This window comes from Streptomyces sp. TP-A0356, assembly GCF_001417775.1.
Lineage (GTDB): Bacteria > Actinomycetota > Actinomycetes > Streptomycetales > Streptomycetaceae > Streptomyces.
Map to the genome: position 1 here is coordinate 1 of NZ_BBZJ01000037.1, position 20,515 is coordinate 20,515.

The 20,515-nt window shown below is 68.5% G+C and carries 15 protein-coding genes, 1 tRNA gene and 2 pseudogenes; 6 read left to right on the forward strand and 12 right to left on the reverse strand.

Translation table 11 applies throughout. From position 1 onward, the window contains the following. From ASC56_RS34270 to ASC56_RS43315, 3 genes and pseudogenes are all read right to left on the reverse strand, one after another. Positions 1-183: pseudogene (locus ASC56_RS34270) on the reverse strand (IS630 family transposase); the annotation flags it as partial. Between the two features lie 382 nt (positions 184-565). After that, positions 566-697, reverse strand: coding sequence for a hypothetical protein (locus tag ASC56_RS42915; protein ID WP_267887657.1), 132 nt, complete (start codon positions 695-697; stop codon positions 566-568). Between the two features lie 177 nt (positions 698-874). Further along, a pseudogene (locus ASC56_RS43315) lies at positions 875-1,045 on the reverse strand (nucleotidyltransferase family protein); the annotation flags it as partial. Between the two features lie 141 nt (positions 1,046-1,186). Here ASC56_RS43315 and ASC56_RS34280 point away from each other — a divergent pair. Beyond that, positions 1,187-1,753 carry a hypothetical protein gene (locus ASC56_RS34280; protein WP_055495518.1) on the forward strand — a complete coding sequence of 189 codons (567 nt, stop codon included), beginning with the start codon at positions 1,187-1,189 and terminating at the stop codon, positions 1,751-1,753. A 593-nt stretch (positions 1,754-2,346) separates the two neighbouring features. After that, a complete protein-coding gene (locus ASC56_RS34285; RefSeq protein WP_055495570.1) occupies positions 2,347-2,913 on the forward strand; it encodes a dihydrofolate reductase family protein in 567 nt (188 codons plus the stop codon). A gap of 398 nt (positions 2,914-3,311) precedes the next feature. Here the strand turns inward: ASC56_RS34285 and ASC56_RS34290 are convergent, their stop codons facing one another. Continuing rightward, positions 3,312-3,758 carry a DUF1772 domain-containing protein gene (locus ASC56_RS34290; RefSeq protein WP_055495519.1) on the reverse strand — a complete coding sequence of 149 codons (447 nt, stop codon included), beginning with the start codon at positions 3,756-3,758 and terminating at the stop codon, positions 3,312-3,314. A gap of 91 nt (positions 3,759-3,849) precedes the next feature. Here ASC56_RS34290 and ASC56_RS34295 point away from each other — a divergent pair, with 91 nt between their 5' ends. Next, a complete protein-coding gene (locus tag ASC56_RS34295) occupies positions 3,850-4,428 on the forward strand; it encodes a TetR/AcrR family transcriptional regulator (protein WP_055495520.1) in 579 nt (192 codons plus the stop codon). A 163-nt stretch (positions 4,429-4,591) separates the two neighbouring features. On the opposite strand, the gene ASC56_RS34300 is transcribed toward ASC56_RS34295, so the two are convergent. Both ASC56_RS34300 and ASC56_RS34305 read right to left on the reverse strand, forming a co-directional pair. Further along, a complete protein-coding gene (locus tag ASC56_RS34300; protein ID WP_199836150.1) occupies positions 4,592-5,512 on the reverse strand; it encodes an IS3 family transposase in 921 nt (306 codons plus the stop codon). Next, positions 5,500-5,829 carry a transposase gene (locus ASC56_RS34305; RefSeq protein WP_055495522.1) on the reverse strand — a complete coding sequence of 110 codons (330 nt, stop codon included), beginning with the start codon at positions 5,827-5,829 and terminating at the stop codon, positions 5,500-5,502. The genes ASC56_RS34300 and ASC56_RS34305 overlap by 13 nt, the downstream gene beginning before the upstream one ends. On the opposite strand from ASC56_RS34305, the gene ASC56_RS34310 reads away from it, so the two are divergent. Then, entirely contained in the window at positions 5,828-6,313 is a 486-nt protein-coding gene (locus tag ASC56_RS34310; protein ID WP_159039776.1) for a RidA family protein, read from the forward strand. The two genes, ASC56_RS34305 and ASC56_RS34310, sit on opposite strands and share 2 nt — an antisense overlap. A 16-nt stretch (positions 6,314-6,329) precedes the next feature. Here the strand turns inward: ASC56_RS34310 and ASC56_RS38910 are convergent, their stop codons facing one another. The 3 genes from ASC56_RS38910 to ASC56_RS34325 form a co-directional block, all read right to left on the reverse strand. Then, positions 6,330-6,854 (reverse strand): IS5 family transposase, encoded by a 525-nt coding sequence (locus ASC56_RS38910; protein ID WP_371330439.1) that lies wholly within the window; start codon positions 6,852-6,854, stop codon positions 6,330-6,332. Beyond that, the gene (locus tag ASC56_RS43320; protein WP_371330411.1) at positions 6,779-7,051 is read right to left on the reverse strand and encodes a transposase; all 273 of its coding nucleotides are present in this window, start codon (positions 7,049-7,051) and stop codon (positions 6,779-6,781) included. The genes ASC56_RS38910 and ASC56_RS43320 overlap by 76 nt, the downstream gene beginning before the upstream one ends. A gap of 214 nt (positions 7,052-7,265) precedes the next feature. Further along, the gene (locus ASC56_RS34325) at positions 7,266-10,448 is read right to left on the reverse strand and encodes an NACHT domain-containing NTPase (protein ID WP_234377195.1); all 3,183 of its coding nucleotides are present in this window, start codon (positions 10,446-10,448) and stop codon (positions 7,266-7,268) included. Between the two features lie 667 nt (positions 10,449-11,115). Between ASC56_RS34325 and ASC56_RS34330 the strand changes: the two genes are divergently transcribed. Next, a tRNA-Met gene (locus ASC56_RS34330) sits at positions 11,116-11,190 on the forward strand. 234 nt (positions 11,191-11,424) lie between these two features. Here ASC56_RS34330 and ASC56_RS34335 read toward each other — a convergent pair. Further along, a complete protein-coding gene (locus ASC56_RS34335; RefSeq protein ID WP_079102902.1) occupies positions 11,425-14,109 on the reverse strand; it encodes a DEAD/DEAH box helicase in 2,685 nt (894 codons plus the stop codon). A 634-nt stretch (positions 14,110-14,743) separates the two neighbouring features. Here ASC56_RS34335 and ASC56_RS42465 point away from each other — a divergent pair. Then, complete coding sequence (locus ASC56_RS42465) at positions 14,744-16,642, forward strand: DUF2637 domain-containing protein (protein WP_234377196.1); 1,899 nt, start codon at positions 14,744-14,746, stop codon at positions 16,640-16,642. Between the two features lie 269 nt (positions 16,643-16,911). Here ASC56_RS42465 and ASC56_RS34345 read toward each other — a convergent pair whose 3' ends face one another. Continuing rightward, positions 16,912-19,572 carry a DEAD/DEAH box helicase family protein gene (locus tag ASC56_RS34345; protein ID WP_055495526.1) on the reverse strand — a complete coding sequence of 887 codons (2,661 nt, stop codon included), beginning with the start codon at positions 19,570-19,572 and terminating at the stop codon, positions 16,912-16,914. Positions 19,573-19,914: 342 nt separating this feature from the next. Then, positions 19,915-20,508 carry a hypothetical protein gene (locus tag ASC56_RS34350; protein ID WP_055495527.1) on the reverse strand — a complete coding sequence of 198 codons (594 nt, stop codon included), beginning with the start codon at positions 20,506-20,508 and terminating at the stop codon, positions 19,915-19,917. Between the last annotated feature and the right edge of the window lie 7 nt (positions 20,509-20,515).

A 20,515-nucleotide genomic window follows, 5' to 3' on the forward strand; every position in this document is an offset into this window, starting at 1 on the left:
AACCCGGTCCGGGCTGGTGAACGTCACCTCGGCGATCTTCGCCACGGGCATGCCCTGCGCGGATAACAGCACCATCTGGGCCCGCCGCCAGGTCACCACCGAACCGGTGCCCCTACGGACGATCCGCAGCAACCGCCTGCCCTCGTCGTCATCGATCTCCCGGACCTGCACACGTTCAGCCACGCGATCATTCTGGCCGTCCGGCGCCGCCCAGGACAGCAACAGAGCGGCGCCTCATCGCAGGGCGAACGTTGCTTGATGCGGCACTAGCTTCCCCAGCCGGCACCCGCCGCCTCGCAGCGGCCGGCCCCTGTTCTCCCGCTGCCACATCCCATCGGCGGAAGTCTGGATGACGAGGCATCAACGAGGGTTCATGTTCTTCACCCGTCCGGTCTTCCCCAGCCTGTAATCCACGGATGGAACGCGGATCCTTGGGCCTGTTCCCCGGGCTTCGCACACCGCAGTTACCCGCAGCGCACGCCGAGGCGGGGACGGTCCTTGCGCACGGGACCGGGCACTACACCTTCGACATCGGTCGAACCTCCTCCGATGAGTCCCACTCAACTCAAGCGACTTCGTGTCGCACGGCGAGCGTCCAGCAGTTGCGGGTGTCCAGCTCCATCAGCATCGCCTCGCACATCTCCCGTGCCAGCAGGCGGGGTTCACGCCGAGTGAAGCAGTCCGCCACCGCGGCCATCGCCGCCCCTATGACGTCCGTCCACGCACGCTCGGCTATCGCGGCTCCGCGGCCACCTGGTCCTTGATCGTCGTCACAATATTCATGATCACGGTGGCCGTTCCCCTGCCCGCGGCGCCCCGGCAGCCGCCCTGACCAGCACGGACAGGCCGACGATCAAGAACTACAGCTGCCGTGTCTGTCCGTGGCCACGTTCCACACGGTCTGGAACAGGCATCCCGCGGTCACATACCACCCAGGCAGACCCAACGTCGCGGTCCGCGCCAGCACCTCCGTCAACACGTCGTTACGCGATAGCACCGCACGCAGGGACTCGAGTTGCTCGTCGAGAGAGAGTCGGCTGATCACCATCCCTGCCTACCACAACTCGCCCAGGACCACGGCCGATCCACTTCGCGAAGCACCTCCTGGCCGTTTCGACGACTTCGGGAGGCCGATCTACCGAAAAACTCAGGCCACGCGAGCAGAACCAGCTGGGAAGCTGTCTTCATGATGGACAAGGCCGGCGGGGTTCAAGGTCAGACGGTTCACCCGGGAAAGTACGCGCGCATCGAGCGGGAACGGCGGTTCTTGCTGGCTGAAGCGCCGGCACCGTCAGCAGCGACGGTCACCCGGATGATCACCGACCGCTATCTGGTGGGAACGCGTCTGCGTCTGCGACGCGCCGAACGGTCAGACGGCGGCTGCGAACTCAAGCTCACCCAGAAGGTGCCGATCGCTCGGTCAGGCGCGATTCAGGGGCTGATCACGAATACGTACTTGTCGCCGGCCGAGTACGACCTGCTCGCCTCACTACCGGCTGCAGTGCTGACCAAGACGCGTTTCAGCGTGCCTCCCTTGGGCGTCGACGTCTTCGACGGCCCTCTGCAGGGTCTGGTGCTGGCGGAGGGCGAGTTCACCACTGACGAGGAGGCCCAGTCCTTTACGCCCCCACCAGGGTGCGTCGCAGAGGTGACCGACGACGCCCGCTTCACCGGAGGCCGCCTCGTCGAGACCTCTCGCCAAGACCTGCTCCAGTGGCTGGCCGAGTACGGAGTTCATCCAGTGACTTCCTAGCAGACGAAGCTTTGCGGGCCCAGGCATTCAGACAGTTCCAATACCCGACTCCACCGTTATCCCGCAGCCGCGACGGCATCCACGACCTGCTCGACATCGAAACCGCCAGAGCAACCGCCGACACCCTCGCGACCCTCGCCGCAGACCGGGCCGCCGGCGGTGGGATCTCCGGACCGGCCGCACGGCGGGCCATCCTGGCCGCCAGCCAGGCCCCCGCCTTCGAGGGCGTCGTCTTCACCGCCAGGCAGGCCCGCAAGCTCCTGACGAACCCCACTCTGGCCGTTCACGACAACCCGAACGCCTTCCTGGCCTGTGTCTATAACCCTGACAAGGCGCTCTGCCGACTCCGGGCGAGCCAGGAAACCCCCAGTCTTGAGCGTTGCGTGTCGACCTGCGCGAACATCGCCCGCACCGACCAGCACGCGGCCCAACTCGTCCTCAAGGCCGACGAACTCGACAGCAGGCCACCGGCAAACTCGTCCCCGACCCCCTGGCCGAACGGCTTCGGGACCATGCCGCGGGCCTGCGCGACCTCGCGGACAAGCACTACCGCGAACGGATCACCCCCTCGGAGGCACCCGGAAGGCTGGGCCATGCGGAAACTGATCTACGGCATGAACCTGACCCTGGACGGCTACATCGCCGCGGCCGGCGACGACATCGGCTGGAGCGGACCGCCGAGCCACGAGCTGTTCCAGTGGTGGCTCGACCACGAGCAGGCAAGTGGCCTGTCGCTGTACGGGCGCAAGCTGTGGGAGACGGTGAGCTCCTACTGGCCTACCGGCGACCAGCAGCCCAACGCCACCCCGGCGGAGATCGAGTTCGCGCGGAACTGGCGGGACACGCCGAAGGTGGTGTTCTCCTCGACGATCGACAAGGTTGACTGGAACACCCGCCTGGTCACCGGCGACGCGATCGCCGAGATCACCCGGCTCAAGGCCGAGGACGGCGGCCCAATGAACATCGGCGGCGCAACGCTCGCCGGGGCGGCCATGCGCGCCGGGCTGATCGACGAGTACGTGATCGCCGCCCATCCGGTCCTGGTGGGCGGCGGCACGCCGTTCTTCACCGCGCTGGACAGCTGGGTGAACCTGAACCTGGTGGAGACGCGGACGTTTCCCGGCGGCGTGGCCCTGACCAGGTACGAGACGAGGCGCTGAGCAGCTTCGCGCTGTCTCACGGCTTGGATGGGTGTTTCCTCTCACCGTCGCGGCGATCTCCCCCACCGCACACCCCCAAGCCCACGAGCAATGCCCCGTGAGTCCACGGTGTCAGCGGGCTCCTACCAGGGCACCAGCATCAGAGCCCAATTGTCCTGTCGCAGCGCATCTGTCGGATAGCGACCCGTTGACCTGCTGGGATGCCAGGTCGTTCGAGAAGGCGGAGGCCCGGGGTTCTCGAACGACCTGGCATTCGCGGAAGTCGCGATCTCGATGGAGGAAGAACCTACGGTAGAGGGGTCCTGGGTTCCGGGGGCGGTGTGGATCCGTGCGAATCGTCGGCTACCGCCCGCGGAGTGGAGGAGTGCGCGGCGCCTGAGCGGTCTCGGCCCGCGGGTTCAGGCGAGGGCGGCGGCCAGCAGGGCGAAGGCGACGATGATGACCGCGATGCGGATGTAGTGGAAGCGGTCCCAGCGGTTCATCTGCTCCTTCCAGTCCTCGGGCAGGTTCTCGGGGGTCCACGTCTTGCTCCGGTTGTTGATCGGTACGAGCAGCAGGATCGACATGATCACGCTCGAGATCAGCAACGCGGCGGCGGTGACGACGAGGCCGGCGCCGTGGCGGTGCCATCCGGCGATGGCCCAAACGGCGCTCAGGATGAGCGAGCCGATGTACCAGAACGGCATCACGGCGCCGAGCATCCGGGCCCCGTGGGTGCGGCCGCGCAGGCCGTTGTCGCCGGGGAGTCCGTTGAGGATCGGGTTGATGACAAAGGCGACGGAGAACTCCACCCCCACCATCACTCCGACGACCACGGTGGTGACGACCTTGAGTGCGTCGAGCATGATGACCCCTCCTGGGATCTAGCGCTGCTAGATGATGGGGCAACGCTAGTGCTGCTGCCGCTCGCTTGTCTAGCGGTGCTAGAGTCGAACCATGTCGGTACAGGAACGCAAGCAGCGCGAACGGGCGGACCGCGAGCGCCTCATCGTGGCTACGGCCCGCAAACTCGCCGAGCAGCAGGGCTGGGACGCCGTCACCACCCGCCAGCTCGCCGAGCGCATCGAATACAGCCAGCCCGTCCTCTACAGCCATTTCCGCGGCAAGCGCGAGATCATCGGCGCCGTCGCCCTCGAGGGTGCCGTCGAGATGGCCGCGGCGCTGCGGGCCGCGACCTCTGCCGCGGACGGCCCTCGCACCCGGGTCACCGCCCTCGCCCGCGCCTACCTCGACTTCGCCGAGCGCAACCCGGCGGTCTACGACGCCATGTTCCAGCTCGACGGCGGCCTGGCGTTCGCGCACGAGGACACCCCGGAGCCGCTGAAGGACGCCTTCGCCGCCCTGTTGGAAAGCCTCGGCGAGGTCGCCGGGGACGGCGTCCACCCGGCACTTTTCACCGAGGTGTTCTGGGCGGCCCTACACGGGCTGGCGACCCTGACCCGGGCGGGACGGCTGCCTGCAAGGGACGCCGACCGGAGGGTGGAGCTGCTGGTGGACCGGCTCGCCATGCTCTGACACACCGTCCGGGCGGACGGGCAGCCGAGGTCTTCCGGCCCGGCTGTCGGCCTACGGCGCCGGCGGCCAGCGCGGCCCTGCTCACCTCGACCGTCACGGCACCTGCGTAGCCGCGGCCGCGGAGATTGACAGGTTGTCAATCCCCTCGATGTGTGGAGATCTTCTAAGCGGCCAGCTCCAGGGCGGAGTTGGCCCGGTGGTCGTGTTCGTAGTCGATCGGGCTGCGGTACCCGCATACGCTGTGTAGTCGGCGGGTGTTGTAGAAACCGGTGATCCACGTGGCGATCTTCAGCCGAGCCTCGGTGCGGGTGGCGAAGGTGTGCCGGTGGGCGTATTCGACCTTGAGGATGCTGTTGAACGCCTCGCTGACGGCGTTGTCGAAACACGAGCCGACGCGTTCCATGGACTGGGTCAGGCCGAGGCGGCGGCAGGCCCGCGTGAACCGGCGGGAGACGTACTCGCTGCCCCTGTCGCTGTGAAAGATCACGCCCTTGACGTCGCCGCCGCGGGTCGCAGCGGCCATGTGCAGCGAGGCCACGACGAGTTCGGCATCATGGCGCTCGCCCATCGCGTAGCCGAGCAGGCGGCGCGAGAACAGATCAATCACCGTGGCCAAGTACAGCTTGCCCTCGCTCGTGACGATCTCGGTCATATCTCCAGCCCATACCTGGTCCGGAGCGTCGGCGCTGAAGTCCCGGCGCACGAAGTCCGCGGCCGCGGCCCGCCTGCCCGGGCGGGTGAGCCCGCGGCGTCGCCGGATCTTCCGTCCGGCCAGGCCGAGCTCGGCCATGGTCTTGGCGACGGTGTTCACCAAGACGCGCCATCCCTCCCTGACAAGCGTGATCCACACTTTCGGGGAGCCGTAGGTGCCGCCGAGGCGTCGAAGACCCGCCTGATGGCTTCGACCAGCTGTCCGCGCCGCACCTTGCGGGCGGTGACGGGCTTGTCCTTCCACCTTGTAGAACCACGACTCGCTCACGCCCAGCACGCGGCAGGACACGGTATGCGGAATGTTCTGCTCGGCCTTGCAGTCGCTGATCACCCCGGCCAGCTGGGCCGGGTCCGCCGCGGCTACTTCACCCACAAAGCCATGCAGCGTTTGAAGACATCACGTTCCATCTCCAGCTCGCGGATGCGCTTGTTCTTCTCGCTCATCTCCCGGCGCAGCCGATCCAGCTCAGCGCGTTCGCCCTCTCGTAGCCGGCCGCCCGAGCCAGCGGGCGCGGGCCGGTCGCAAGAGGCCGAGCCGTTCCTCCTCCAGCGTGAGACCCAGCTGTGCAGCGTCCCCGGATGCACACCGAGGTCCTCGGCGACTTCCGGGATCGGCTTGCCCGTCTCGATCACGATGCGTACAGCACCCTCACGGAACTCAGCGTCGTACCTCTGTGGCTTGGACCCCATGAACCTCAACTTCCCCTGGTATCACGGACTCCACGTTACGAGGGGATTTTCAGCGTGTATCGAAAGTGCCGTGATCTGGGAGCATGGTTCGATGGATCTCGTTCGGCAGATGGTCAGTTCTGGCTCACCACTTGAACCCCAAATCGGATTTTCCCGGGCAATTCGCAAAGGAGCACACGTCGCGGTTGCCGGCACTGCTCCCATCGGGGACGACGGGACGACCGTGGGGCAAGGCGACGTCTATGCCCAAACCGTGAGGTGCCTGGACATCGCAGAGGCCGCGCTGAAGGCAGCGGGGGCGTCGCCGGGAGACGTCGTGCGGACCCGCATCATGCTCAGGGACGTGAGTCGCTGGAAGGAAGCCGCGCGAGCGCACGGGGAGCGATTCGCGTCTGTCCGGCCGGCCTGCACCTTCGTTGAGGTCTCACGCTTCATCGATCCCGACTGGCTTGTCGAAGTGGAGCTTGACGCCATACTCGACTGACGTCCGGCGGTGCTGGTCACAGCCACTCATTGATGGCCGCGACCAGCACCGTCGCCTCGTAGCGGGCGGCGAGCTTGTCGTACCTCGTGGCCACCGCGCGGTGGCGCTTGAGGCGATTGATACCGCACTCCACCGCGTGGCGCTCTTTGTAATCCACGGCGTCGAACTTCGGCGGCCGACCACCGTGGGAACCGCGCTTCTTGCGGTTGGCGATCTGGTCGCGCTTCTCCGGGATCGTGCAGCCGATACCGCGCTTGCGCAGGTAGGCGCGGTTCGCGCGGGAGCCGTACGCCTTGTCGGCACGAACCCTGTCCGGCCGGGTGCGCGGACGGCCCAACCCGAGCCTGGGCACCCGGATCCGGCCCAGGACCACCTGGAACTGCGGAGAGTCACCGCGCTGCCCGGGCGTGATCAACAGCGACATCGGCTTCTGGGCATGCTCGACCGCCAGGTGGAGCTTGGTGGTCAGCCCACCCCGGGAGCGTCCGAGCCCGTGGTCGTCGGGCTCGGTGAAGACACCACCGGGCGGCTCGATCTGCAGATCCCCCTTTTACGGGCACCTGCCGCATGCTGGTGGGCGCGGGCGATGGTCGAGTCCACCGAGACGTCCCCGGTGATCAGCCCCTCGGCGTCGGCCCGGGCCTGCAGCTGCTCGAAGATGTGGTGCCAGGTGCCGTCCTGCTGCCAGCGCCGGAACAGTCCGTACACCGTCTCCCACGGACCGTACCGCTCGGGCACGTCCCGCCAGGGAGCACCAGCGCGGGTGCGCCAGTGTCCGGCATGCGTCTTTCTGATCAGGCGGGGGTGAGTGGGGCTGGGCTGATCAGTTTGTGGCTGGTTGTACTGCGGGGGAGTGGGCCGGCGTGCGGGCTGGTAGTGGGAGGGGCACCGTGTCGGGTTAGTGCTGTGAGCTCCGGCTTTATCAGGTAGTGGGCGGGTTGATCGCCTTCTTTCATGTGCACTGAGTGTTGGTCAGCTGTTGCAGGTCGGTATGTGGTTGGTGCGGCGCTTGGGGCATGGCGGCCGCCTTGGGCGGGGGCGGGCTGGTCACTCTTGGGGGTTGAGTCGTTCGGGTGGGAGGTGTTCGCGGCCTGTGGCGTCGGTGTTGTCGTTGATGTGGAGGGTGAGGTTGTCCAGGTCCGCGAGCGGGGCCAGGTCGATGGGTCCTTTGCAGTCCCACAGATGCAGGCGGGTCAGGTGGGGGAGCTGTTTGAGGGGGGGCAAGGCTGGTGCGTATCGTGCAGTCGCGCAGAGCCAGGCTGGTCAGTTGGTGGTGACGCTGCACGGTGGTGAGGTCGAGGCCTGACTGCTTTTCGATGTTGAGGGTCGCGAGGTGGAGGGGATGGCGCAGGCGGCTTAGCTGTGCGCCCTGGGCGTCGCCCACGATGATGAGCCAGCTGAGCGAGGGCCATCGCTCCAGCCCGTCGAGGGTGATGTCCTGGCTGTTCTCGGTGAACCCCAGGCTGGTGAGGCCGGGGCCGGCGGGGATGTCTCCAGCGCGGTTGACATCAGGGGAAAAGCCCAGGGTCAGATGGTCCAGGGCGGGTATGTCGGCGAGGGGTGTGAGTGACATGCCGCGTGCGAGGTCGTGGAGGTACAGCTGGTGCAGGGGCAGGCCGCGTAGGGGCTCGAGATCCTGCACCTGCGGGCAGCGGAAGATGGTGAAGATCCTGAGGCTGGGCAGTTGCACTAAGGGCGACAGGTCGCGCAGTGAACGGTCTCCGTCGAGGCACAGGTATTCCAGCCCGTCATGCTCCAGTATCTCGGGTGGGAGTCCCTGGAATCCCTTCAACCAGATGTTCGTGAACTGCGGCAGTCGTGGCAGCTCGGCAAGCTGCGCGGCGGTGCTCACCTTGAGATATGCCTTGGGCGTGATGGCGGACAGCACGTGGTCCGTGTACTGCCTGGCATCGAAGGAGGCCCAGGCGGCTGCCAGTTCCTGGGTCACCGCAAGCCGAGTGTCCGCCCGGAACTGTGCGATCAGCCTGAGCGCGGCGTCGCCTCCGATCAGCGCCGCTGTCCTCACCACCGCGCCCGCGCTGCGGCTGTCCAGTCCCTCGGGGCCGGGGAGCAGTTCCAGCACCAGCTCACCTGCCTTGGCGAGCTGTTCGGCTTCCGCAGTGGTCCGTGGTGGGACCAGTTCGGCGGCCCGGTCCTGCACTTCCTGCCGCACCGCGGGGTCGAGTTCGGGCGCATGTTCGAGGCTTGCCGCGGCGAGCAGCACCAGCCGTTGCCGGTAGCGCGGTGTTCTGTCCGCTCGGCGCAGCAATTGCCGCAGCAGCCGGCCTCTCTCCTCTACCCGTGCGTGCCCGACCGCCATGCGTACGACGTCGTCCCACTGGTCGTCGTGGGCGTTGCGGACCAGGACGCCGAAGTCGCGGGCCTCTACCGCCGCTTTCGCGCCGAGGTAGTCCTGGAAGGTTCGGTGGACGAAGTCGACGTAGCCGGGGACGGGTTCGCGCAGCAGGCCGCTGCGGATCAGCAGGTGGGAGAAGACCTGGCCGGCGTCGCCCTGTTCCCGTGCCTGCGGCATGGCGGCCAGCCACTCGTCCAGCATCGTGACGACCTCGTCCCGGGCCGCCTCGACCTGGCCGTTGCGGATGAGCCAGTACGCCAGTCGCTGGAGCAGCACCGTCTGCTCGTCCCGGGAGAGGGAGACTCCCTCCACGGAGGTGATCTCCCGTTCCGTGTCGCGGCGGACCAGCAGCATGTCCAGGGCGGCGTCGTACAACTCCTTGCGGGCCCGGGGGAGGTGCATGCGGCGGTCGTGGTTGAGCGCGCACAGCAGGGCGCACATCAGCGGGTTGGCCGCCAGCCGGCCAAGGTCGCGGCGCGTCGCCACCGCCTGGTTCAGGCTCTCCTCGTAGCGGTCCAGCGACTCGGGCTCGGCGCCCGGGGGGCACTCCCGGCGGACCGCGTCGTGCCAGTGCCGGATGAACGCCCGGATGTCGTCGCCCTCCATCGGCAGCAGCGTGTGCACGGTGAAACCCTGCGCTGCAAGCCAGTCCTGCGGCACCGCGGACGGGCGCGTGGTCACCACGTACCGTGCCCGCGGAAACGCGGCGATCAGCGATTTCAGCCAGTGCTCCGTGCGGCTGCGCAGCCGAGGTGGCACCTCGTCGACGCCGTCCACGAGCACCAGTGCCCGGCCGGTGCTGAGGAGTTCCTCGGTCCAGTCCTCAGGTGCGCGCAATGGTACGCCCGACGCGGTCAGGAAGTCCTCCGGCAGGGGCAGTCCCTCGGGGGTGTTGAAGGACCTCAGCCGCAGCACGAAGGGCACGCAGCGGTTCCAGTCGGCCAGCTCCGGGCCGAAGCTCTGCCGGGCCGCGTTCAGCGCCAGCCACTGCACCAGCGTCGACTTTCCCGACCCGGCCGATCCCCGCAGCACCAGACGGTCACAGCCGGCGAGCGCCTGCTCCGCCTTCACCGAGGTCCGCGTGGCTCCCGGGACACCGAGCCCTTCGCGGTGCGGCTCATAGGCACGCTCGTCGTCCACCGCAAGGCTGATATACGCGGTATCCAGCGGCCATTCGGCACGGTGCCGGCCGCCCAGGGTTACCCCGAACAGCTCCAGGCGGGAGTGTGTCCCGGCGACGAAGTCCGCATACCGCTGCTCGAAACCGAGCGCGCTCTCCCCGGCCGGTCCCGTCACGGGCCGTTCCCGTAACAGCGCCCCGGTCCGCCGCGTGTGCTCCACCGCCGCCCGCGCCGCGAACGTCGGATGAGCAGTGAGCTGCTCCACCAGGTGCGCACAACACAGCTGAAGCAACTCGCCATACAGGTCTCGGGCTTGTTCCGCCAGGTCGGCTACGGAGCGGCGAAGCTCGTCGGCCAGACGCCCGGGGTCGAGGTCCGCGGCGAACATCCGGTCCGCGTCGATCGGGCCCGCCGCAGCGAACGTGTCCTGGACCGCCGCCACCGCCGCCAGCCTCTCGTGCTCCGGAAGCGAGGCATACGCGGACGCGATGCGTTCCCCAAGGACACGCGCCAGTTTCTCTGGACCTGCCGGCTTCGGCAGCGGTCGTACCGGATCCGCCACCAGACCCGCCCCCGGCTTCGGCGTCAGCACCGATTTCGCCACCGTCTGGGCCACCGTCGACGCCAACCGGACGACCACCGCTTCGAGCCCGTGCATTGCCCGACCTCCCGTTGTCCCGCGGACGGCATCGTAGGCAGATGACCGGCCGCCGATGGGCGAGATCGCCAGAAGACGGGGATCGCCCTGCCGGCCGGCCGCCAGGCGCCATGGCAGTACGCTCGCGGCGCCGCAAAGACCGTCGAACGGCGGCCAGTCAGCCCCCTAGCCAGGCGGGGGCGGGAGATAGACGGTCTCTTCGCCCCTGGGAGTGAAGGAGGGCCCCTGCCCTCGATCAGCCGCCCCACGAGGTCTCGCCCTGCACCCGCGGTATCGAAGGCCACTCTTGCGTGCTGCTGAGCGTGCGTTCGGCTGCGTGTCTTCGTAGGGTTTTGAGTGCCCGGCTCGGACAGGACGGCAGGGCTTGGCGGTCCCGTGCCCGGTCGCACGTTGCATGGGACCGCCCCCGAGGAGTAACTGGCCGCGGCAGGGCAGGGTTGGATGCTCCTGTCGTCCCTTCCCGATGGCCCCGCGGCGGTCAGGCGAGCTGCTGGCGGTCAGTCCCCCGGGCCGCGCCCTGCTGCCTTTCGTCGTGAATCCCGACGCACGGCGGCCACCATCGCGCCTCCCAAGCGCTGCGCGCTGTCGCGTGCAGCGGTCGGATGGTGCGAGCGGCCCGGTAAATCCCTGCAGCTGGCGCGCGTGTGGCGTACGGTGGTGTCACCGACGCGGGGTGGAGCAGCTCGGTAGCTCGCTGGGCTCATAACCCAGAGGTCGCGTGGTTCAAATCCCGCCCCCGCTACGAGCGAAGGGTCCGGCAGCAGCCGGGCCCTTCCCGTTCAACCCACTGCGCGAGGTTGGCGCGACGCCCGACAGCATCCTGCATGACGCGCTGACTGCCCGCGCCCGAAGGGCCGGCGCCTGAGGACAGCCGAGGTGCGGAGAGGGTCCGTGTCGTCTGCGTTCGGTACGGACCCTCGCAACAACCCTCTCACGCGCCCCACGCCACCGCCCACTCCACCCTCACCGCCGTCTTCTACGCCCACTCCATGCCGAGCTCTTGCAGCGCGTTCAGTTGCTCCGCGCTGAGCTTGTCGCGGCGGGTCTTGGTGTTGGATACCCATACGCCCAGCTTGACGGTCACCGGCTCCGTCTCGCCGTGGACGGCGATCTCCTCACTGTGGCCCCTGGGTACGGGCCGGTGGGCGCCTTCTCGTTCCACCCACTGGGTGAGGGCCGCAAGTCCGCGCTGGAATGCCTGCTGCGCCTTGCTCGGGCCCTTGCCCTTGGTGGCACGCTTTGCTGTCGGGGCACCAGATGGCGCCTCAAGCGGCTTGATGCCCAGCTTGGACAGCCGTTCCTGTTGCTCGGTCGACAGCTGCGCCCAGGTGGTCGGCTGCTTTTGCCGTTGGAGCCATCGTCCGATGTCGTCGCCTTCGAACTGCACGCCGGGTGCGATGTGGGGGAGGCGGCCGTGGGGTTCGTCGGCGGCGAGGTCGGCGAGGATGCGGTAGTGGCGTTGCCAGTCGAGCGGCCAGGGGCAGTTCCAGTCCTCATCGACGGCGGTGAGCTGCGCGGACCGCACCGCGGCGCGCTCGGGGTCTTTGCCGAGGCCGCCTTTGCGGCGAAGGTTGGCCATGTGCTGGCCGACGGCCACGGTTCCGTCGCCAGCGGGATCGTCCCATACGGTGTCCTGGCGGGGGGCGAGGTGTCCGGTGGCTCGCCGGTAGGAGCGCAGCGCGGCGAGCTTGGCCTCCCAGGCTTCTTCGCCCGGCTCCCACACCATCCCGGCTTCTGGTGCGTCCAGCAGCTCCTTGCGGTGGGGATCGAGCTCCCCGGCCCGGAGTGCTTTGCGCTGTTGGTGGACCCATCGCCCAAGTGGAAAGGATTTCGTGGCGCCTACTTCGACCTCGGTGTCGTAGGGCACGGCGTGCAGGCCGGTGATCTCGTTCTCTGCTCGCCAGTGGAGCAGGGCCTGGTAGCCCTCCAACCAGACGAGGCTTTCGGGCCGGTAGACGCGGGTGCGGAGGAAGGCCGCGATGGTGGCTGCGTCCCGGGGGGAGGAGAAGTGGAGCAGGGCCGACTCGGTAGCGGCGTCGGTGCCGTCGTCCTGCTCCTGGTCCTCGCCCACCTCGCCGCCGGCGGTCCCGACGATCCGCCCGTCTTCGTCGCGCCGGAGGTGGACCTTGCGTTTCCCGCTGGTGAGGACACGGTTGGCGAGTTGCTCCACGAGGCGCTCCGAGTGGGAGCGCAGGCCTTGGAGCACGGCTACAACGGGTGCGAACGAGGCGGAGGCGATCATGTCGCGCGGGTCCTCGCCGGGCTGGAGGAAGACCGGCACAATGATCCGCGCCGTTTTCGCGGTCCCGTCCGGGTTCGGGCGGAGCGCGCGGCCGATGTTCTGGACGATCTCGACTTGGGAGGTGCGGGTGTCGGCGAAGCAGACGCCTTCCACTCCGCGGGTGCCGACGATGTCGACGCCTTCCCCGAGGACGCGGCAGCTGGAGAGGAACGCCCGGTGCACGCGGCGGCCTGCGGCGTCGATGCCGCCTGCGAACTGCCGTAGCGTCTCGCGTCGTTCGGTGACGAGGTGGTCGCCGCACAGCCATGCCGACCAGACGCGGTCCGGCGGGAGGTGGCGGCCGGCTTCCAGCTGGTAGAAGGCCGCGTCGATCGATGACTTCGGCAGCTTCTCCGCTTTCGCCAGGTCGGCGTGGGAGGCGTCGTTGACGTACAACCGCGCGGCCGTCTCTGGGAGCTTCTCCGCGAACGCGGCGGCTTCCTCCACCTTTTGGTGGAAGGTCATGACGGTGCGCAGGTTGTGGGCGGCGGCGTGTTCAAGGAGCGCGGTCTGCAGCAGGGCGAGGCGCCGGCCCCGCTGCGCCTCCTCGGATTCCCCGAGGACGGGGGAGGGGTCGCGGATCTCCAGGACGTCGATCTCGAATGCGGCGAGGATGCCCCGCTCGATCGCCGCGCTCAGCCCGAGCTCGGCCAGCCACGGCCCGTAGGTTTCCGAGTCCTGGCCCATCGACGCGATCTCCAGCTCCTGGCGGTTCGCGCCCTTCTGCGGCCGGGGTGGGGCGAGGATGCGTGGGGTGGCGGTGAGGTAGAGCCGGAAGTCGGCCGGGATGCGGGTGTTGTCGTGGATCGCCGCCCATGGCCGCCCGAGATCGCCTGCAGTTGAGTGGGCTTCGTCGACGATGGCGAGGTCGAAGCCGTCCATCCGCTGTCCGTACAGGCGCTCGCCGCCCGCCAGAGCGGCCTCCAGCGGCCCACGAACCTTCCCCTGGCCCATCGGGTCCTCGAAGTCCTCACGGTCCACGAGAGAGGCGTACGTCGCGAACACGATGACCGGCCCGTGCCCGGCCCACAAGGCGAGTTGGATCGGGTTGGTGGTGGTGCGCACCCCCAGCTCGATCAGCACGGGGTCGTTCTCCAGCGAGCACACCGCGACCATGGGGGAGTGGTGCCCTACCGCCCGCCACGCCTGGGCGGTCTGCACGAGCAGGTCCAGGGTCGGCACGATGACGAGGATCCGGCCGTCCGGGAAGCACTCCAGCGCGCACGCGGCGGCGGTGATCGTCTTGCCCGATCCGGTCGCTGACACGATCGTGCCACGGGCACCCTGAGGGGGCACAGATGACCTTGCAGGGAATCCAACCCACTTCCGGAAACTCGCCTTCTGGGCCATCTGATGTTCCCGAAGCTGAATACCCGGCATTTCCCTGATCCTTTCCTGAACCTTGTTCCGCCCGCTTCGGGAAATGACCGGGACGGCCTGGACGGCGGCACGGACACCATACTGTCGTCGTTCACCACGACTGGCTCGGCAGGCTGCGCCAGAGCCTGCGAGGCCGCAGCCCAGCCCGATCCGCTGCCGCCCGGATCAGCCGGCCGGACGCGCGGACAGCCATAGCTCCGCCTGCAGCTCATCCGCTTGCGCACATGTCCCTGCCGCCCCACAGCCATCAGATCCCTGACGTGCTGCCACTTCGCGTGCGTCACCGCCCAGATCCCCAGCCGGCCGCTTCCGGCCCACCTGGAACCAGGACGCATCCAGGGGTACTGCCGGGGCCGGGGCAGGTGGAGTGTGGGGCGCCGGGCGGATCGCGTGAGGCGGGCGGGAACGTGGATGCGGGAGCGCGTGATCATGCTGGTGGGGCCGGTCCGGTGCTTTGCGCGATGGCGTGCAAGTACATGGCGCCCGAGGAAGGCCTGCCAAATGAGACCCGGATGATCCCTTTCCGGTGGGGATTTGCATGTTGCTCCTGCAGCGCGCAACACCGGGCAGATCATGGGAGTGTGAAGACGGCTCAGTTGCGGAGTACGGGATAGAGGTTTGGGGGAGTGGGACAGTGGCTGCGGGGAACGGCAAGGCACCCCTGCTGACCGGGGTGCATCGGGTCCTCATCGGCGTCGTCGTGACAGGCGCGGTGATCATCGCCGGTATCGGCTTCGCGGGCTCGTACGCGGCGGTCCGCGAGTTGGCCGTCAAGAAGGGCTTCGGGAACTTCTCCTACGTCTTCCCGATCGGCATCGACGCCGGCATCTGCGTCCTGTTGGCCTTGGACCTCCTCCTTACCTGGATCCGCATCCCCTTCCCGCTCCTGCGCCAGTCGGCCTGGCTGTTGACGGCAGCCACCATCGCGTTCAACGGCGCGGCGGCTTGGCCGGATCCGCTGGGCGTGGGCATGCACGCGGTCATCCCGGTCCTGTTCGTGGTCGCGGTCGAGGCCGCCCGCCACGCGATCGGCCGCATCGCCGACATCACGGCCGACCAGCACATGGAGGGCGTACGCCTCACCCGCTGGCTGCTCTCGCCGCTGCCCACGTTCCTTCTGTGGCGCCGCATGAAGCTGTGGGAGCTGCGCTCCTACGACCAGGTCATCAAGCTGGAGCAGGAACGCCTCGTCTACCGGGCCAGTCTCCGTTCCCGCTTCGGCCGCGCCTGGCGTCGTAAGGCCCCGGTGGAGTCGCTGATGCCGCTGCGCCTGGCCCGCTACGGCGTCCCCCTGGCCGAGACGGCCCTGGCTGGCCTGGCCGCGGCCGGCATTGAGGAGCCGCCCATCCAGTTCACCGTTAAGCGGGCCCCTGTGCCGGGACAGCGCCAGAGTCCCGCACTCGAGGCCGTCGTCGAGCAGGAGACGGAACCTGCGCAGCTGAGGGGCGCCGAGCCTCAACCGATGAAGCAGGCGGCCTCCGCAGGTCCCGGCCGGTTGCCTGAACACGGTGTGGGAGACGAAGGCAACGGCCGGCATCTCGCCGACGCCTACCAGGCATGGCTCGCCGCCTTCGGAGCAGAGCCCACGAGCGCGCAGTTCGCTCTCTGGTTGCAGGACCGATACGGCATCGCCACCGCAGCCGGCGGGCCACTGTCTGACCATCAGCTGGAGCCCCTTGTGCAGGTCCTCAAGCAGCGCAACGCGCCGTCGGCCGGATCCGAAGACGAGCGCGGGCCTGAAGACGCGCAACGCGCGGACGACGGACTGACGTGGGGCGACTACTTCTACAACGCCTGGCATAGCTACGCCCAGGAGCACGGCTCCTATCCCGATGCTGCCGCCCTGGCCGAGCACGTGTATCAGCGCGACGGCATCACGGGCGCCACCGGTCAGCCTGTCACCGCGGCCGAGGTGCAGGCCTACGTCGCTGAATTCCATTCCCGCGAGTACGGCATCGGCGGCCCAGCCTTCGCCCCGCCTGCCGAGGACGAGGCTAAGGCTGATCCTAGCGAGCAGTCGGAGGGCGAGCCCCTGCCGGGGCCGGAGAGCGAACGGCAGACCGCGGCCGCCGGCGCCCAGGCTGCCAACAAGGAGCGCGGCCGCAGAATCGACGCCAAGGTCGACGAGCAGTCCCCGCCTCAGGACCCTGCCGAGGGAGGTGGCCTTACCGTCGTCGACCGCTACTACCTCCAGTGGATGGAGTATCAGGCTCAGTACGGCGGCGAACCTGCCCCTGACGAGCTGTCCGCCTTCCTCGCGGAAAAGGGCATGCTGGGCCGGGGAGGCAAGCCCGTCAGCCCGTCCACGCTGCGCCGCTACCCGCTCGCCTTCCGCACCTACAACGTCTGGGCGGAGCACCGCGTGCGCACCGAGGCGCCTTCTGCCGATGCCGTTGCGCAGGACTGCGCAGCCCGCGGGATCACCGCTCAGTACAACAAACCGATCACCCCGGCGCAGATCACTGAGCAGACCGCAGACTTCGAGCGGCGCTGGCATGCTCTGACCCGGTATCACGCCGAGGCTCAGCAGTAGCAAGCCTCAGGCCGAGCCTACGCCGCACGTGACGTCACGCCCGCCAGTAGCCGACCGCGGCACCTGCCCCTTAAAGTGCGTTGCGTTGTAGGGTCCGCGACTTCGTTGGCACTGGGTCCTGCGGGAAGGCCGGGATCCGGGGGTGGTGAGCAGTGAGGGGTCTTGGTGGTTGGTGAGTAATCGGTGGCTCCTCCTGGGTCGAGTCGGTGATAGCGAGTGAGGTGTCCATCGTCTTGATGATCGCCGGTTTGCCGACCGGAGTTCACCGGCTATGTGGTGAGGCGGGTGTTCTGCCCGCTCGTGGCCGGGTGGGTGGCGTGCCAGGCGTCCCAGATCTCTGCGCGGAGTCTGCCGCGCGGTGGTACGTCCATGCCTTGGTCGCGGGCCCAGGCCCGTACCTCGGCTACGTTCGGCGCCGGAGCCAGGGACCGGGGCCGCCGGGCGGTGGTGACAGGCGGGCGGGGCGGCGTGGGTGGCAGGTTCTCTGGAGTGGTGGGGGTGAAGCCGCGGCGTTCGAGGATGCGGCGGCGTTTGTGGTGCATGCGCTCCAGGAGGGGGACGTCGGCGTCGAGGTAGTCATGGGCCTCGACGTGGGATTTCCTGGCTTCGGTGTTGCGCATGATTCGGCCGACCTGCTGGATGACGCGTCCCTTGAACGAGATGGGGCTGGTCAGGAAGAGCGTGTTGAGGCGCGGTGCGTCGAAGCCCTCGCCGGCGAGCTTGTCGATCGCCAGGAGCACCAGCGGCTCATCGTGCTCCTCGGACAGGGCAGAACGGACCCGGGCGCGTTCGGCCGGCGGCATGCCGCCGTGCAGGATCAGAGGGGTGACGCCGTGCGGTTGGAGGGCTTCGGCGAGCTGGTGGAGGTGTTCGACGCGGTTGGTCAGGGCCAGGCTGCAACGTCCGCGCCTGGCGGCGTCGGCGATGTCTGTCGCGATCAGCTGATTGCGGCCCGTGGTGTTAGCGAGTTCGTTGTAGATGGCTTGGATGGACGCGCCGTCGGTGCCCGGCTCATCGGTCGTGAAGCTCGTGGGGTGCACGACGAGGTGCTTGGCGAAGTTGCTGGTGTCTTCGATCTCGTGGCGGATCGGCCCGCACTGCATGGTGATCACTGGGTCCATCTGGTCCGCGCGGTAGGGGGTCGCCGACAGACCGACCCACCGCGGCGCTTTCGCTCTGCGGATCGCGGCTTCGGCGCCTGGCGCCCCCACGGCGTGACACTCGTCCACGATGACCAGTCCGTAGCCGTCGAGTAGGTCGTCGGGGGCGTCGCGGTGGGACAGCGTCTGCAGCATGATCAGGTCGACGATGTGGCCGCGGCGGTCCTTGCCCCCGCCGAGTGAGCCGAGCTGCCCGTCGCCGAGGTCCAGGAAGCGTGCCAGGCGTTCCTGCCACTGGGCCAGCAGCTCGGCCCGGTTCACGATCACTGCGGTCGGGGTGCGGTGGTGGGCGATCAGGGCGCAGGCCATGACGGTTTTGCCGGAGCCGGGCGGCGCGACCAGGGTGCCCGCCGGGTGCTCGGTCATCGCCTCCACGGCCGCCTGCTGGGTGGCGGTCAGCTTGCCGGTGAAGTGGGCGGTGATCGGCGGGTGTTGGGGCAGGTCGCTGGCGATGGTGAGGGTGCCGCCGGCGGTGGCGATGAGCTGGGCGGCCTCGTCTGCCAGGCCACGGGGCAGCCCCAGCCAGTCGGGATCGGAGGCGTTGAAGCAGCAGACGAGGCGCGGGGTGTTGAATGTGGAGAAGCGCTGGTTCTGCTTGCGGTAGAACTCCGGGTTGTGGAACGACGCCGCGTGCTTGAGCGCGGCCAGCAGTTGCGGCGGCAGCCCGGTCGTGGAGATCGCCAGCATCGCCGAGAGCTGGGCCTGAACGCTCGCGGGCGCCTTGCCGAGGGCCTTGCGGCGGGGCCGGGCACCCAGCTGAGGGGTGGTCGGGGATGGGCCGGCCTTGACGGGCCCGAGTTTGTCGACGAGCGAGGCAACGTCGGCCGGAGACAGGCGCTCGGTGTGCGAGAGGTGGGCGAACTGGTCCGGGTACGGCTCCCAGGTGTCGGGGTCCACGAAGACGGTGGTGCCCCTGGCTCGGGAGACCCCGTGCAGCGGCAGCGCGATCAGGTTGCCGAACCGGAAGCTGGCCTTCGCCTGGGTTGGCAGGAAGTCCTGCGCAGGGAAGAGCCGGTCATAGCTGGACAGTGCCATTTGCCCGCGGGCGTCGATTGCACGGCGCAGCAGCGCCATGCCCAGCGCGCGGGCGGTGGCCGCAGCGATGGGAGCGGCGAAGAACGTCCAGGCGTGCGCCCCCTTTCCGGAGCGTGAGATCTCGAGCAGGGCGGGGACGCCCGCCTCCTGGCAGGCTGCGATGTAGGCGGTGGCGTCGGCGCGCCAGTCGCTGCCGTCCTTGCCGTCGAAGTCGCACGCCAGGAGACGGCAGGTGTCGTTGGCCAGCAGCGGATACAGCCCGATGTGCAGCTCGTTGCGCCCTTGCCGGGCCGGGTCGAGATGGAGGTAGACGGTTTCGTCGGTCAGCGGCCAGAAGACCCGGTCCTCGTCGGCCTTGTTCTTGTCGAACGGGTTGTCCTCGGCCGGGCTCCAGCCGGTCCGGCCGGACTTGGCGCTGACCCACCGCTTGGCGTAGACGTCCTCGCGGCCTGCGAACAGGGCCCTGAAGAGGGCGATCTTCGCCTCGGCGCTGGAGGAGGCATCCGCATACGGCAGGCCACCGGCCCCGGCTGGTGGCGGTGCCGGGGCGGGCTTGGGAACAGGCGGCATGCCGGCAGGTACGGTCTGGATGTCTTGGCCAAGGAGGCTGCACAGCCGGGCGTTGTCGGCTCTCAGCCGGGCGATTTCCTCGTGTAGCTCTGCGTTCTCCTCCAGCGCCACGTCGAGACGGATGCGCAACTCGTCGGGATCGAAGCAGTCGGACCAGTCCTCCACGCTCCCATGATCCAGACTGCGCGTGCGTCACGCAGCGAAAGCAGGCAGGTTTCCCTCTCCCGGCGTCTCCGGTCCAGGGTTTACTGGGATTTCGGGCGGGTCTTGTCGGCGATGTGGAGGATCTCGGTGGCCTCGCGGAGGAAGGCGTATCCGCGTGGGGTGCGGGCGAGGGGGTGGCGGAGCGGTCGATGATCTGGAATCCAGCAATCTTTTCGATCTTTGTGATGCGTTTGAGGGCGCCGTCGCGTCCGTCGTAGATGGCCCGCGCCGCGGCGGCGAGGCTGGGGTGGCCCGGGACCTGGACGATGGTTCGCAGCCGATGGAGTGCGGTTGGAGAGGAGGTCACGGCCTGGTTGGCGGGGCAGGGGGTCCAGGGCAGGTCGAGATATCCGATTCGTTGTAGCGGCGTTCGGTGCTGCGGATCGGCAGCTCCCATCCTCTGGCCAGGGTGGTCAGGTGGTAGTGGCTGACGCGTCGTTCGCGGGAGAGTTCGGCCATGGTGCGCCGCTTTTCGATGTACTCGCGGTGGAGCCATGCGCGGGTGATGTCGGGACGCGGGGGCAGGCGGTCGGGCTGCGGGCGGAGTGGGATGTTGTCGTGGATCAGCAGCGCGCGGATGGTGTCGGGGTTGCAGGATGCCATCTGGGCGATGTGCGTGAGTTCCCGTTGTTGGTTTTCGTGGAGGTCGCGGAGCTGTTCCGGGGCCAGAATGCCCTGGCGGACCTCGGCAGCCTCGGGCGTGAGCTTGTTTGAGAGGTTGCCGATCGCGCCACTGGGGGTGGTGGTGCTGATGTCCGTGAGGTCGCAGTAGAGGCGGATGTGCTCGGCGGTCAGGCCGAGGGCGTCGCCGGCTTCGTGGACAAAGGTGACCGTGCTCAGAAGGTCACGGACATCGCTGGGGGCAAGGCTTGTTGGGCTGGTGCCGGGCCATGTCACACCGGTC

Excerpts from the sequence above, each read along its gene's own strand:
- ASC56_RS42915 (WP_267887657.1), bottom strand. The coding sequence starts at position 697 with ATGGCCGCGGTGGCGGACTGCTTCACTCGGCGTGAACCCCGCCTGCTG.
- ASC56_RS34280 (WP_055495518.1), top strand. The coding sequence starts at position 1,187 with ATGATGGACAAGGCCGGCGGGGTTCAAGGTCAGACGGTTCACCCGGGA.
- ASC56_RS34285 (WP_055495570.1), top strand. The coding sequence starts at position 2,347 with ATGCGGAAACTGATCTACGGCATGAACCTGACCCTGGACGGCTACATC.
- ASC56_RS34290 (WP_055495519.1), bottom strand. The coding sequence starts at position 3,758 with ATGCTCGACGCACTCAAGGTCGTCACCACCGTGGTCGTCGGAGTGATG.
- ASC56_RS34295 (WP_055495520.1), top strand. The coding sequence starts at position 3,850 with ATGTCGGTACAGGAACGCAAGCAGCGCGAACGGGCGGACCGCGAGCGC.
- ASC56_RS34310 (WP_159039776.1), top strand. The coding sequence starts at position 5,828 with ATGAACCTCAACTTCCCCTGGTATCACGGACTCCACGTTACGAGGGGA.
- ASC56_RS34305 (WP_055495522.1), bottom strand. The coding sequence starts at position 5,829 with ATGGGGTCCAAGCCACAGAGGTACGACGCTGAGTTCCGTGAGGGTGCT.
- ASC56_RS34325 (WP_234377195.1), bottom strand. The coding sequence starts at position 10,448 with ATGCACGGGCTCGAAGCGGTGGTCGTCCGGTTGGCGTCGACGGTGGCC.
- ASC56_RS34335 (WP_079102902.1), bottom strand. The coding sequence starts at position 14,109 with ATGCCGGGTATTCAGCTTCGGGAACATCAGATGGCCCAGAAGGCGAGT.